Source organism: Castellaniella defragrans, assembly GCF_014203015.1.
GTDB lineage: Bacteria > Pseudomonadota > Gammaproteobacteria > Burkholderiales > Burkholderiaceae_B > Castellaniella > Castellaniella defragrans.
Genome location: NZ_JACHIB010000021.1, coordinates 1 through 12,822, shown reverse-complemented (window position 1 = coordinate 12,822; position 12,822 = coordinate 1). Strand labels below are relative to the sequence as shown.

The following is a 12,822-nucleotide window of genomic DNA, read 5'->3' as shown; positions in this document are numbered from 1 at the left end:
CCGAACCGCTCAGGCCGGGCGCCGGAACACCAGCCGGTCGGCGGTGGATTCGCGCGGCGCGTAGGCGTAGCCTTCCGCTGCGAAATCGCGCAGGCCCGCGACGGCGTCGATGCCGTGGTCGATGACGTGGCGCGCCATCAGGCCGCGCGCCCGCTTGGCGTGGAAGCTGACGACCTTCCAGGCGCCGTTCTTCTCGTCCTGGAAGACGCATTCGACCACGCGCGCGTCCAGCGCCCGGCGGTCCACGGATTTGAAGTATTCGCCCGAGGCGAGGTTCAGCAGGATGCGCTCGCCGGGCAGCGCGTCCAGGCGCCGGTTCAGTTCGCGGGCGATCCGGTCGCCCCACCAGGCGTACAGGGTGGCGCCCCGGCCGGTGCGCAGCCGCGTGCCCATCTCCAGCCGGTGGGGCTGGATCAGGTCCAGCGGCCGCAGCACGCCGTACAGGCCGCTCAAGATGGCCAGATGGTCCTGCGCCCAGGCCAGCCGGGCGTCGGACAGCTCCGCCGCCCGCAGGCCCTCGTAGACGTCGCCGTTGAAGGCCAGCACCGCCTGGCGCGCATGGCGCGCGTCGGGCGCGTCCACCCAGGCGGCGTAGCGCTGGGCGTTCAGGCGCGCCAGCGCGTCGGACAGGCCCATCAGGGCGGCCAGGTCGTCCGCCGACAGCGTGCGCAGGATCCCGGCCAGTTCGCGCGTCTGCTCGGGAAACACCGGCTGCGACTGCAGCGTCGTGCGCACCGGCGAGTCGTAGTCCAGCTTCTTCGCCGGGGACAGGACCATCAGCATGCGTCGGCCCCCGGGTTCAGCGGGCGGTCCAGCCGCCGTCGATGGACAGCGTGGTGCCGGTCATCTGCGCGGCGGCGTCCGAGGCGATGAACACGGCGGCCTGGCCGAGCTGCTCGGGCGTGACGAATTCCAGCGACGGCTGCTTTTCGGCCAGCAGGTCCTTGGCGGCGGCTTCGATGTCGATGCCCTTCTGCTGCGCCAGCGCCTGGATCTGCTTTTCCACCAGGGGGGTGCGCACCCAGCCCGGGCAGATGGCGTTGCAGGTCACGCCGGTGCCGGCGTTCTCCAGCGCGGTGACCTTGGTCAGGCCGACCACGCCGTGCTTGGCGGCGACGTAGGCCGATTTGTTGACCGAGGCCACCAGGCCGTGAGCCGAGGCGATGTTGATGACGCGGCCGGATTTCTGCTTTTTCATCGCCGGCAGCGCGGCGGCGGTGCAGTGGAACACGGCCGAGAGGTTCAGGGCGATGATGGCGTTCCACTTGTCGACCGGGAAGTCCTCGATCAGGGCGGTGTGCTGGATGCCGGCGTTGTTGACCAGGATGTCGATGCCGCCCAGCGCCTGGATCGACTGCGCGATGAAGTCGCGCGCGGCCTGCGCGTCCATCAGGTCGGCGTTCAGGTAGACGGCCTTGACGCCGAAGTCCTTTTCCAGGCCGGCGCGCTCGCGCTCGATGGCGTCGGCCTCGCCGAAGCCGTTGATGACCAGGTCGGCGCCCTGGCGGGCCAGTTCACGGGCGATGGCCAGGCCGATGCCGCTGGTGGAACCGGTGACGACCGCTTTTTTACCTTTGAGCATGGATGCACTCCTTCCGCAAGATTCGGGAAAACGACCGGTCCAGTGTAACGCGGGACCGCTGAACGGCGCCTTTTGCCACCGGGCCGCCCCAAGGCAAAAGCGCCCCCGTGAGAACCAGCAAGCGGCCGCTGCGCAGCGGGGGGCCCCAGCGTGGGGCACCTTGCGGAACCGGCGGCGGCGCTGCTAACATCGCCCTCATCTGGAGATGGCATTCCTCCACGAAACCGCCGCGCGCGCCGCGGCTGATGATGCCTACGGCCCCCGGCGCACCGCCGGGCCCGTAGGCATTTTTCATTGTCAGACACCGGAGATCGCCATGCCCAGTTCCATCCTCGCCATCTCGCTCGGCGCCTCGCTCGGCGCCCTCCTGCGCTGGGTGCTGGGGCACGCCCTGAACGACGTATTCCCCAATCTGACGCTGGGCACGCTGGCGGCCAACCTGCTGGGCGGCTACATCATCGGCGCGGCCATCGCCGCATTCGGCGGGCACACGGGCCTGTCGCCCCAGATGCGGCTGTTCGTCATCACGGGGTTCTGCGGCGGCCTGACGACGTTCTCGACCTTTTCCGCCGAGCTGGCGGTGATGCTGGAACAGGGCCGGCTGGGGTGGATGGCCACCGCCATCGTCGTGCACGTCGCCGGCTCGCTGGCCATGACGCTGCTGGGCATGGCCACGGTGGCCTGGCTGCGCGCCCTGTCCTGAGACGGGCGCCGCGGCCCGGCCCGCGGGCTCGGCCGGGACAACCTCCGAGGCGCCCCGCACGGGCGCCCCAGGCCCGCGTCCCGGCCCCTTCGGTCAGCCAGCGCTGCCGGCCGCCCGCGCCGCCTTGCGGCTCGCCAGCCAGCGGCCGAGCACGACGACCAGCAGCGCGCCGGCGGCTTCCACGGCCAGCTTCAGCGCCGTGGAGGGCGGGCCCAGGCGATCCGTGACGACGACGTCGGTGACGAGCATGCCGCCCGCGATCCAGCCCAGCAGTCCGGCGCCGAAGGTGACCACCAGCGGATAGCGGTCGATGAGCTTCAAGACCAGCGTGCTGCCCCAGATGATGATGGGCACGCTGACCAGCAGCCCGAAGATCACCAGGCCGAGCTGGTGATCGAGATGGGCGCCCTGGGCCGCGCCGGCGATGGCGATGACGTTGTCCAGGCTCATGACGAAGTCGGCGACGAGGATCGTCTTGACCGCTGCCAGGACCGAGGCGCCTCCGGCGATCTTGCCGTGTCCGCCGTCCTCGGGCAGCAGCAGCTTGATGCCGATCCACAGCAGCAGCAGCGCGCCGACGATCTTCAGGAAGGGGATGTCGAGCAGCGTCAGGGCGAAGGCGATCAGCGCCACGCGCAGGATGATGGCCCCGGCGGTGCCCCACAGGATGCCCTGCATGCGCTGCGCGCGCGGCAGGTTGCGGCAGGCCAGGGCGATGACCACGGCGTTGTCGCCACCCAGCAGGATGTCGATCAGGATGATCTGGAAAACGGCCGCCCAATGGAGCGTCTGAAGAAATTCGAGCATGGGTCCCCCGGTTGCGGGTAGTCGGTTGTCGGAAAAACCGCCGGGAGGATCGGGCCATCTGCATGGCGGGAAGACGAACCTTGCCCTGGGCGGCAAGGTCTTGCTCGCAACCGGATCCGTTCGCTGGATCCCGGGCTGCCCGGGCACCGGGCGCCGCGCAAGCGCGAGACGCCGTCATGACGATGCCGCGGAAAGTGAGCTACTCCCCTTGAGGAGCGGATTATAGACGAATTGCGCCCGTGCGCGGGCTTGCGCTGCGTCAGCCGGGCGCGCGCGGCCGAACCGCACAGGACCCCGGGCCTGGGATAAGATGGGGGGAACGCAGCACAGATTCCACCACACCACGAGGGAGTTTCGTATGCCGGGCCGTATTGCCATCCACCTCAACGACGACACCGTTTGCGAACGCCGCATGGACATCGGCCTGCGGCTGGCCAGGGAGCGCGAGGCCGAAGTCGTCGGCGTCTACCCCTCCGCCAGCGTCGCCGGCCTCCAGCAGGATGAAAACATCCTGCCCCAGGACATCCGCAACAGCCTGCGCAAGCGGCGCGACGAGCACCGGGAGGCCACCCGCACGCTGTTCCTCGACAAGGCCCGTGAAGCGGGCGTGCGGGCCCACTGGCGCGCGCCCCACGGCGACTCCGAGGACGGCCTGACGATGCACGCCCGCCACTGCGACCTGCTCCTGATGAGCAAGGCCGACCCGAACGACAACCTGTCGGCGCTGCGGCCCAATCTGCCGGAATCCGTGGTCATGGCCTCGGGCCGACCGGTGCTGCTCATCCCCAACTTCGGCCCCATCGACACCATCGGCCGGCGCATCCTGTTCTGCTGGGACCAGCGCCGCGAGGCCGCGCGCGCCTTCTCCGACGCCGCGCCGCTGCTGCGCCACTGCCAGGCGCTCGTCGTGCTGGAAATCGACCGCGACGACAAGCTGATGCGCGAGCGCGACATCCACGAGGACGACTTCTCCGACTACTGCGTCAGCCTGGGCTATCCCAAGCCCCGCCACCTGCTGAAGGACAGCAAGGGCTACGGCGTCGGCAACGTCATCCTGAACACCGCCACCGACACCGACACCGACCTGATCGTCATGGGCGCCTACGGCCACAGCCGCATGCGCCAATGGATCATGGGCGGCGCCACCAGCACCCTGCTGGCCTCCATGACGGTGCCGGTGCTGCTCGCCAACTAGATGGAAAAAGGACGGGCGGATCCTCGTCCGCCCGCCGGAGCTTCATTTGCTGCACAGGTTTGAACGTCTGCTCGACCCGTTCCCGCCCGAGGACGCGCCGCTGCCGCCCCAGGGCCTGTTCCCCTTTCTGTGGGCCTGCACGCGCGGCACGCGGCGCTACATCGCCGCCCTGGCGGCGCTGAGCGCGGCCGTCTCGATCTACGAGGCCTGGCTGTTCGCCTTCCTCGGCCAGGTGGTGGACCTGCTGGCCGCCTGGCAGACGGGCACGCAGGCCGCCGCGCACGTCCAGCGCGTGCTGTGGGGCATCGCCATCGTGCTCGTCGCCAGCATCGCCCTGGTGGCGCTGCGCACCACGATGCAGCACCAGGTGCTGGCGATCAACCTCCCCCTGCGGCTGCGCTGGGACTTCCACCGGCTGATGCTGCGCCAGAGCCTGTCCTTCTTCTCCAACGAGTTCGCCGGCCGGGTCACCACCAAGGTCATGCAGACCGCCCTGGCGGTGCGCGACGTGCTGCTGACCTTCAGCGAGATCGTGCTCGGCATCGGCGTGTATTTCTTCACCCTGATCGCGGTGGCGGGCGGCTTCGACGGGCGGCTGATGCTGCCCTTCATCGGCTGGCTCGCGCTCTACGGGCTGGCCATGGCGTATTTCGTGCCGCGCCTGGGCAAGGTCGGGCAGGAGCAGGCCCACGCCCGCTCCTCGATGACCGGGCGCGTGACCGACGCCTACGCCAACATCGCCACCGTCAAGCTGTTCTCGCACACCCGGCGCGAGGCCCGCTTCGCGCGCGCCGCGATGGAGGACTTCCAGGACACGGGCTACCGCCAGATGCGCCTGGTCAGCCAGTTCGAGATCGTCAACCAGACGCTGGTGGCGGGCCTGATCCTGTCGGCGGGCGGCTACGCCCTGTGGCTCTGGCAGGGCGGGCACGTCGGCACCGGCGCGGTCGCCGCGGTCACGGCCATGGCCCTGCGGGTCAACGGCATGTCGCACTGGATCATGTGGCAGATGGCCACGCTCTTCGAGAACATCGGCACCGTGCAGGACGGCATCGCCACCCTCACCCACCCGCCGAAGGTGCTGGACGCGCCCGATGCGCGGCCCCTGGAAGTGCGCCGCGGCGAAGTGGTCTTCGAGGCGGTGTCCTTCAACTACAACGGCGAACGGCAGGTGTTCGACGGGCTCGACCTGACCGTGCGCCCCGGCGAGAAGATCGGCCTGGTCGGGCGCTCCGGCGCCGGCAAGTCCACGCTGATCAACCTGCTGCTGCGCTTCTACGACGTGGACGGCGGCCGCATCCTGATCGACGGCCAGGACATCGCCCACGTGACGCAGGACAGCCTGCGCGGCGCCATCGGCATGGTGACGCAGGACACCTCGCTGCTGCACCGCTCGATCCGCGACAACATCGCCTACGGGCGCCCCGACGCCAGCGACGCGGAGATCCGCGCGGCGGCGGTCCGCGCCCAGGCCGACGAGTTCATCCGCGAACTGGGCGACCCGGGCGGGCGCACGGGCTACGACACCCTGGTGGGCGAGCGCGGCGTCAAGCTGTCGGGCGGCCAGCGCCAGCGCGTCGCCATCGCCCGCGTCATGCTCAAGAACGCGCCGATCCTGCTGCTGGACGAAGCCACCAGCGCGCTGGACTCCGAGGTCGAGGCGGCGATCCAGGAAAGCCTGGACGAAATCATGCAGGGCAAGACGGTGATCGCCATCGCCCACCGCCTGTCCACCATCGCCGCCATGGACCGGCTCGTCGTCCTGGACGAAGGCCGCATCATCGAGCAGGGCAGCCACGCGGAACTGCTGGCGAAGGACGGCACGTACGCGCGCCTGTGGCGCCACCAGAGCGGCGGCTTCCTGGCGCAGGAGCCCGACGAGGCCCTGGAAGCGGCGTCGTGACGCCGCGCGGATTCAGCCGTACGCGCGCACGAAGAACGCCACCGTGATGGCGATCGTCAGGGCCAGCGTACCGTAGCGGACCACCGGCCCCGGGATGCGCCTGCCCACGAGCGCCCCGGCGTAGCCGCCCAGGCTGGCGGTCACCAGCATGACGGCGGTGGCCGGCCAGTCCACGGCGCCGGCGGCGATGAAGATCAGCACGGCCATGGTGTTGGCCGCCGTCACCATCAGCACGCGCGGCCCGCTCATGCGCTTGAGGTCGTGCGCGCCCAGCAGGCCCCACACCGCCACCATCATGATGCCCACGGCGCCGCCGAAGTAGCCGCCGTAGGCGCCCAGGCAGAACTGCAGGCACAGCACCACCGCGCGCGGCAGGCGGCAGCGGGTGCGCACCCATTCCCCGATCCGCCGCCCGAACCCCAGGGCGAACGTCGCCATCAGCAGCAGCCAGGGCAGCGCCGCGTCGAAGGAGCGCGAGGGCAGGGTCAGCAGCAGCAGCGCCCCCGCGATGCCGCCCAGCACCGTCACGATCAGCAGCGGCCGCAGGGGCACCTCGGCCACCCCCGAGAGATTGTCGCGGTAGGCCCAGGCGCTCGCCATGCTGCCCGGGTACAGCGCCACCGTGCTGGACGTGTTGGCCAGCACCGGCGGCACGCCGGCCGCGATCAGCGCCGGCAGGCTGACGAAGGTGCCGCCGCCGGCCAGGGCGTTCATGGCGCCGGCCATGAAGCCGGCGCCGGCCAGCAGCCACAGGGAGTCCATGCGCCTATTTCCCCGCCCGCAGCACGATCCGGGTGATCTCGGACGGCCGCCCCAGGCGGATCGCCAGGCCGTTCCACAGGCCCGTGCCGTTGCTGACGTACAGCTGCATGGGCCCCACGCGGTACAGGCCGGAGACGTAGCCCTCGTTGGCCCACTGCGTCAGCAGGTGCGGCCCCAGGATCTGCCCGCCATGCGTGTGGCCCGACAGCTGCAGCGCCACCCCGGCCTGCGCGTGCCGCGCCGCGCCCTCCGGGCGGTGGGCCAGCAGGATCACCGGCACGCCCGGCGGCAGGCCTTTCAGGGCCGCGTCCAGGTCGGGCCGCGGCTGGCCGAACGACGCCGCCTGGCGGTCCGTGATGCCGGCCACCGCCAGCGCCGCGTCGCCGCGCCGGATGACGACGTGGGCGTTTTCCAGCATGTCCAGGCCCAGCGCCCGGTAGGCGGCCATCCAGCGCCGGTAGTCGGCGTAGTATTCGTGGTTCCCGGGGATCGCCAGCACGCCGTCGCGCGCCCGCAGGTCGTGCAGGGGGCGCACGTCGGCCGCCCGGGCCTCGGGCGAGCCGTCGGCCAGGTCGCCCGTGATCACCACCAGGTCGGCGTCCAGCGCATTGGTCTTCGCCACCACGGCGGCCACCCAGGGCTCGGGCAGCAGGCGGCTGACGTGCAGGTCGGTCAGCTGCACGACGCGGTAGCCGTCGAAGGCCGGCGGCAGGCCGGGCACGGTCAGCTCCAGGTCCTTGACGTCCGGCACCCGCACCGCCTGCCAGGTGCCGATGGCCGACAGGACCAGGGCCAGCGCCCCCAGGGACAAGTTCAGCGTCCGCCCGACCAGCATGGCCCGCCCCGCGCCGCGCGCGAACAGGAACACCAGCCCCGCCGCCACGTCGCGCAGCAGCAGGAGCATCGCCAGCAGCAGGAGCGCGCCGAAGGCCCAGCCCAGGCCGACGAGGATGTCCTGGGGCAGCTCAGGGGAAGCCAGCGAGCCGAAGAAGCTGCGGACGATCCAGTGGTACTGGGCCACCAGGAGAAGCACGCAGGCCAGCGCGGCGCGCGCGCCGATCCCCCACGGCAGAGGCCAGACGAAGCGCACCAGCACGTACAGCCAGATGGTGCCGGTGATGAGCGGCAGCAAAGTACCCATGGATCGAAGCGGAATGCGGTAAAGGCGTCATCTTAACAACAACGCCGCCGCGGCCCCGTTCAGGAGTCTCCCAGGGCCCGGTTGACGCGCTCGGGCTCCACGGCCGACACGCCTTCGACCCGCGCCAGGCCGGGCACCCGGTCTTCCTCGATGCTGCCGGCGATGACGCCCACGGCGACCAGTTCCCGCTCCACCGCCAGCCCCGCCTGCCGGCAATGCTCCACGACCAGGGGATAACGGTCGCGCCACGTCTCGCGCACCAGGACGGTCAGGCGGATCCGGGCCATGTCATGCCTCCGCGGGCGCCCGCGCCAGGCCGGCGCCCACGTCGCGGGCGGGGTCGCTCAGGGCCTGCGCGGACTGCGCCAGCCGCTCGCCCAGGCGGGCGGCGCGGGCGGCGGGATCGGCCTGCGCATGCAGCGCGGCCACGCCCGCCACGAACGGCGTGGCCATGCTGGTGCCGCTGATGCGGTGGTGCAGCTCCGGCGCGGGCCAGGCCGAAAGGACATCGACGCCGGGCGCGGCGATGTCCACCTCGCCGCCCTCGCCCGCCAGGCCGCCGCAGGAGAACGGCGCCACGCGCAGCGCCTCGTCCACGGCGGCCACGGCCAGGATCGAGGGGCAGTTGGCCGGATGGCCCACCGGCGCCACGGATTCCGGGCGATGGCTCTCGTTGCCCGCGGCCGCCACGATCAGGGTGCCGGCCGCCAGCGCGCGCCGGGCAACCGCCTCGAACACGGCCGAATGGCCCTGGCCCGGCTCCACGGGACTGCCCAGCGACATGGAAACGATGTGGCAGCCGTGCTCGACGGCCCAGTCGATGCCTTCCAGGATGCCGCCGTCGCCGCCGCTGCCCTCGTCGTTCAGGACCTTGCCCACGTACAGTTCCGCCTCGCCGGCCACGCCGTAGCGCGGCTGCGCGGCGGGGGCCGCCGGGCCGGCGGCGATGCCCGCGCAATGCGTGCCGTGGCCGTTGCCGTCCTGCACGGACTGGCCTTCCACGAAGGAGCGCGTCTCGATGGCGCGGCCGGAGAAATCCGGGTGGGACAGGTCCAGGCCGGTGTCCAGCACCGCGATGCGGATGCCCTTGCCGGTATAGGGCGAGACATCGGCGCCGACCGCGCGCACGCCCCAGGTCGCGCCGGAGCCGGCCTGGCCGCCGGACCGGCTGCCGCTCCGGCCGCGCCCGGCGCGCCCGCCTCCGGCCGGCGCGTCCCCGGCCTGGCCGCACACGGGCGCCCGCATGCGGAAACCGGCGGCGATGGCGTAGACCGTCCGCTCGGGCTCGACGGCCAGGATGGTGCCGTCGCCAGCCGCCGCCGCCTCGGCCAGGCGCTGCCCGACCTGCTCGGTGCAATGCACGCGCGCGGCGCCGATGCGTTCAAAGACCAGGGCGCATGGGGCTTGCCGCGTAAAAGCCGCCATGGCGGCCTCGTCCGAACGGCTGACCACGGGCACCCGGGTCAGCTCGGCGAGTGTCCGGACGCTTCCCGCGGGGTCGTCGGACCGCAACAGGACGAGATAGCGCCGCGTTCCGGCCTGGTCCGTGGACTGTGTGCTGGGCATGGCTTCCTCGCTGCCGGCTGAGGGGATGTTCCACCTTAGCACGGCGGCCGCCGCCGTCCGGCTCCCCGATACGCGCGCTTGCAACATGAAGGATCCTGCCACGTCCGGGGCTACCGCTCCGCTCCACGGGCGGGTCGGCCGTCCCGCCCTGCTGCCCTGCCCCGCTATCCTGCGGCGCTACCTTGCCCGGCTACCTTGCCCTGCCGCGCCGTTCTGCCTCGCCGCGCTACTCCCCGCCTCGCCAGCATGAACCGCGGATGAATGCCGGCTTCACCGCCGATTCAGGCGCCGGATCCCATACTGCCTCCATCGCCGAACCGTTCGGCCATGCGAATGATGAACATGGAACCCCTCATGAAAACCCGGCACCTGCTGCTCGCCTTCCTCGGCATCCTGACCCTGGCGTGGTCCTGGGACGCCTTCTTCCTGAACCCCATCGCCGGCGACGCCCCCTGGGTCGCCCGCACCCAGGCGATCTACCTGACCGGCGTCTGGTCCATGGGCCTGATGTCCCTGGTCATGATCCTGGCCACCCGCCCCGCCTGGCTCGAACCGGCCCTGGGCGGCATGGACCGCATCTACCGCTTGCACAAGTGGGCCGGCATCCTCGCCATCGGCCTGGGCGTGGCGCACTGGCTCATCAAGCTGAGCAAGGGGGTGATGACCGGCCTGATCGGCGCCGCGATCCAGAAGCCCGAGAAATTCCCCGCCCTGGATTTCCTGCAGCCCGGCCACGGACTGGCCAAGGACGTCGGCGAATGGGTCATCTACGCGCTCATCGCCTCGCTGGTGGTCACGCTGTGGAAAGCCTTTCCCTATAAGTCCTGGCGCATCCTGCACCGCGTGATGCCCGCCCTCTATCTCGCCCTGGTGTTCCACACCGCCGCCCTGACCCCGGCCAACTGGTGGCTGCAGCCCCTGGGCCTGATCATGGGCGCGCTGATGCTGGGCGGCAGCGTGGCGGCCGTCCTGGCCCTGGGCCAGCGCATCGGCACCCGCCGCCGCCACGCCGGCCGGATCGAATCCGTGCGCGCCCTGCCCTCGGGCATCACCGAAGTCGAATGCGCGATGGACGCCGGCTGGCCCGGCCACCGAGCGGGCCAGTTCGCCTTCGTCACCTTCGATGCCGCGGAAGGCGCCCACCCCTTCACGATCGCCTGTGCCGACCAGCCGGGGGCGCGGCGCCTGTGCTTCCAGATCAAGGCCCTGGGCGACTACACCAACGGGCTGGCGCGGCACCTGCGCCCCGGCCAGCCGGTGCAGGTGGAAGGCCCCTACGGCCGCTTCGACCACCAGCGCGGCGGCGCCAGCCAGGCCTGGGTCGCGGGCGGCATCGGGATCACGCCGTTCCTGGCCTGGCTCGAATCGCTGCAGGCCCAGCCCGAACGGGCGCCGTGCGTCCAGCTGCACTACTGCGTCCGGGACGCCGCGCACGATCCCTTCGTCGAGCGCCTGCGGCGCCTGTGCGCCCCCCTGCCCCGGATCACCCTGCACGTGCACGACGCCAGCGCGGGCCAGCACCTGGACGCCGAGACCCTGCGGCGCGACCACGCCCAGGCCGGCGGCACACTCGACGTCTGGTTCTGCGGCCCCGCCGGGCTCGCCCACAGCCTGGAGTCCGGCCTGCGCTCCCTGGGCCTGGGAGACGTGTCGGTGCACCGGGAGGCGTTCGAGATGCGGTAACGAGAAATATCGTATAATGCTGGACTTGGCCGGGCCTCACCCGGCCATCGGACATCACCGGCGCAATGGCAGAGTGGTGATGCAGCGGATTGCAAATCCGTGTACGTCGGTTCGATTCCGGCTTGCGCCTCCAAATGAAATCAAGGACTTGCGTTTATGGCGTAGGTCCTTTTTTCGTTTGGGTGCCAACGAAGTGTCAACCGGTGGCGGGCAACGGCCAGGCAGTGGCAGGCTGTGGCGGTTGTTGACACTCGAGGGGCGCTTGGTGCTGGGTGCGGTTGCGGTCTCATATCACAATGGAACCTTAGAGACAAATTTGAGTCCTATGTGATAGAGTCGTGGTACTGCGCTGGTTGGGGGAGCTCTCCTGCAAGTCCTCCGAAGCGCCGAATCTCGTATGTGGATAACTGACCTTCTTGTCTGTTTCCGCTCTTTCGCTGTGCGCGAAACATACCCAAAAATTAGGCTATCCACAACCAGATTAGCGATTCTGGAGCGGTTCGTGCGTCAGAAAATGGTGGTGAGGTTAAAAATGCAAAATCAGAAAAGAGTACAAGTCGGCTTAGTCCGATTCGTTGTCGAGGGCGCAGCCCAAGATAGCGCGCGCTCTCTGGATTTGCTGCGAGACATCGAAACAACCGTCGAAGTCAACGCAATGCTATCTGAGCTGTTCGGAACGGTGGCGGAACGCTGCAAGACGGCCACCCGGGCCATCTGCGCCAAAGACGTGCATGCTGCAAACGAACCGATTGATGATGACGGCGGCCGACTCCACGACATTTTCGACCACGCAATGAGCGTTTTTGAAAGCCTGTATGGCATCATCTCCTCGCGACAAAAATCTGCCATAAGCGATCGATCCCTGCGTCCCGATGACGGAGTTGTTGAGTCCTTTGAACAAGTGCTGATAAACCTAAAAGACGCTCACGATTCTCTCAACGAGATGCTGTGGGCAGTTCTTGAGCACGACGCGAATCTATCTCCTTTATCCGGGAAAGGTCCATTCACGTCCGTAGCGGACCTAATGGCGGCGATCAAGTCCTGATTCAATGGGGCGCGTTCAGATAGACGCCATAGACTACCGTGCGTCGTTCAAGCAGGATCTTTTCAAGGCGCCATCAGATGTGCAGCGTGCCGTCCCGAGGGTTCTGGCACTGCTACTGCAAAACCCGCAGCCGGCAAAATTGCGTCTCCACTCCCTGCAAGGATGTTTCGACCCAAGAATCCTCAAGGTCGATGTTTTTCCGAACAGGTCCTGGCAAATAACCTTCGAAATGGACGGCACAACCGCCACGCTTCGACGTTTGGCCAGGCACAGGGACATAGACCGCCGCCCATAGACCATCAGCCCTCTTCAGAGGGCTTTTTCATGCCATGGCAGGCCTTTGTCAAGCGACACCAGGAATTGACCCCCTGGCGACACCTAAAACTGACCCCCCCTACGGTTGAACGAACGGCTGCCCGATGGCAGCAGAACTGG

At 69.5% G+C, this 12,822-nt stretch carries 12 protein-coding genes, 1 tRNA gene and 1 riboswitch; of the genes, 6 read left to right on the top strand and 7 right to left on the bottom strand.

The genetic code is table 11. The features are described from left to right. Window positions 1-9 precede the first annotated feature (9 nt). The gene (yaaA, locus tag HNR28_RS16030; RefSeq protein WP_043683859.1) at window positions 10-783 is read right to left on the bottom strand and encodes a peroxide stress protein YaaA; all 774 of its coding nucleotides are present in this window, start codon (window positions 781-783) and stop codon (window positions 10-12) included. Between the two features lie 16 nt (window positions 784-799). After that, window positions 800-1,582, bottom strand: coding sequence for a 3-hydroxybutyrate dehydrogenase (locus HNR28_RS16025; protein WP_043683860.1), 783 nt, complete (start codon window positions 1,580-1,582; stop codon window positions 800-802). Between the two features lie 192 nt (window positions 1,583-1,774). After that, window positions 1,775-1,844: riboswitch (Fluoride riboswitch) on the top strand. Between the two features lie 54 nt (window positions 1,845-1,898). Here HNR28_RS16025 and crcB point away from each other — a divergent pair. After that, window positions 1,899-2,285 carry a fluoride efflux transporter CrcB gene (gene crcB / locus HNR28_RS16020; protein WP_043683862.1) on the top strand — a complete coding sequence of 129 codons (387 nt, stop codon included), beginning with the start codon at window positions 1,899-1,901 and terminating at the stop codon, window positions 2,283-2,285. A 93-nt stretch (window positions 2,286-2,378) separates the two neighbouring features. Here crcB and HNR28_RS16015 read toward each other — a convergent pair whose 3' ends face one another. Then, entirely contained in the window at window positions 2,379-3,092 is a 714-nt protein-coding gene (locus HNR28_RS16015; protein ID WP_043683864.1) for a TerC family protein, read from the bottom strand. 358 nt (window positions 3,093-3,450) lie between these two features. On the opposite strand from HNR28_RS16015, the gene HNR28_RS16010 reads away from it, so the two are divergent. Both HNR28_RS16010 and HNR28_RS16005 read left to right on the top strand, forming a co-directional pair. Further along, complete coding sequence (locus tag HNR28_RS16010) at window positions 3,451-4,287, top strand: universal stress protein (RefSeq protein WP_043683867.1); 837 nt, start codon at window positions 3,451-3,453, stop codon at window positions 4,285-4,287. 46 nt (window positions 4,288-4,333) lie between these two features. Next, window positions 4,334-6,190: an ABC transporter ATP-binding protein gene (locus tag HNR28_RS16005; RefSeq protein ID WP_043683872.1), complete on the top strand. Its 1,857-nt coding sequence runs from the start codon at window positions 4,334-4,336 to the stop codon at window positions 6,188-6,190. A 12-nt stretch (window positions 6,191-6,202) separates the two neighbouring features. Here the strand turns inward: HNR28_RS16005 and HNR28_RS16000 are convergent, their stop codons facing one another. The 4 genes from HNR28_RS16000 to HNR28_RS15985 are packed head-to-tail and all read right to left on the bottom strand — an operon-like array spanning window position 6,203 to window position 9,659. Continuing rightward, window positions 6,203-6,952, bottom strand: a complete 750-nt coding sequence (locus HNR28_RS16000) for a sulfite exporter TauE/SafE family protein (RefSeq protein ID WP_151024978.1) — start codon at window positions 6,950-6,952, stop codon at window positions 6,203-6,205. A gap of 4 nt (window positions 6,953-6,956) precedes the next feature. Next, entirely contained in the window at window positions 6,957-8,093 is a 1,137-nt protein-coding gene (locus tag HNR28_RS15995; protein ID WP_043683879.1) for a metallophosphoesterase, read from the bottom strand. Window positions 8,094-8,152: 59 nt separating this feature from the next. Next, a complete protein-coding gene (locus tag HNR28_RS15990; RefSeq protein WP_043683881.1) occupies window positions 8,153-8,380 on the bottom strand; it encodes a hypothetical protein in 228 nt (75 codons plus the stop codon). 1 nt (window position 8,381) lies between these two features. Beyond that, entirely contained in the window at window positions 8,382-9,659 is a 1,278-nt protein-coding gene (locus HNR28_RS15985) for a S8 family serine peptidase (RefSeq protein WP_043683882.1), read from the bottom strand. A 354-nt stretch (window positions 9,660-10,013) separates the two neighbouring features. Between HNR28_RS15985 and HNR28_RS15980 the strand changes: the two genes are divergently transcribed. The 3 genes from HNR28_RS15980 to HNR28_RS15970 all read left to right on the top strand — a co-directional run bounded on the left by HNR28_RS15980 (window position 10,014) and on the right by HNR28_RS15970 (window position 12,387). After that, window positions 10,014-11,342 carry a ferredoxin reductase family protein gene (locus HNR28_RS15980; RefSeq protein WP_043687273.1) on the top strand — a complete coding sequence of 443 codons (1,329 nt, stop codon included), beginning with the start codon at window positions 10,014-10,016 and terminating at the stop codon, window positions 11,340-11,342. Between the two features lie 59 nt (window positions 11,343-11,401). After that, window positions 11,402-11,475: transfer RNA gene (locus HNR28_RS15975), tRNA-Cys, on the top strand. Window positions 11,476-11,844: 369 nt separating this feature from the next. Beyond that, a complete protein-coding gene (locus HNR28_RS15970; RefSeq protein ID WP_148304969.1) occupies window positions 11,845-12,387 on the top strand; it encodes a hypothetical protein in 543 nt (180 codons plus the stop codon). Window positions 12,388-12,822: the final 435 nt, after the last annotated feature.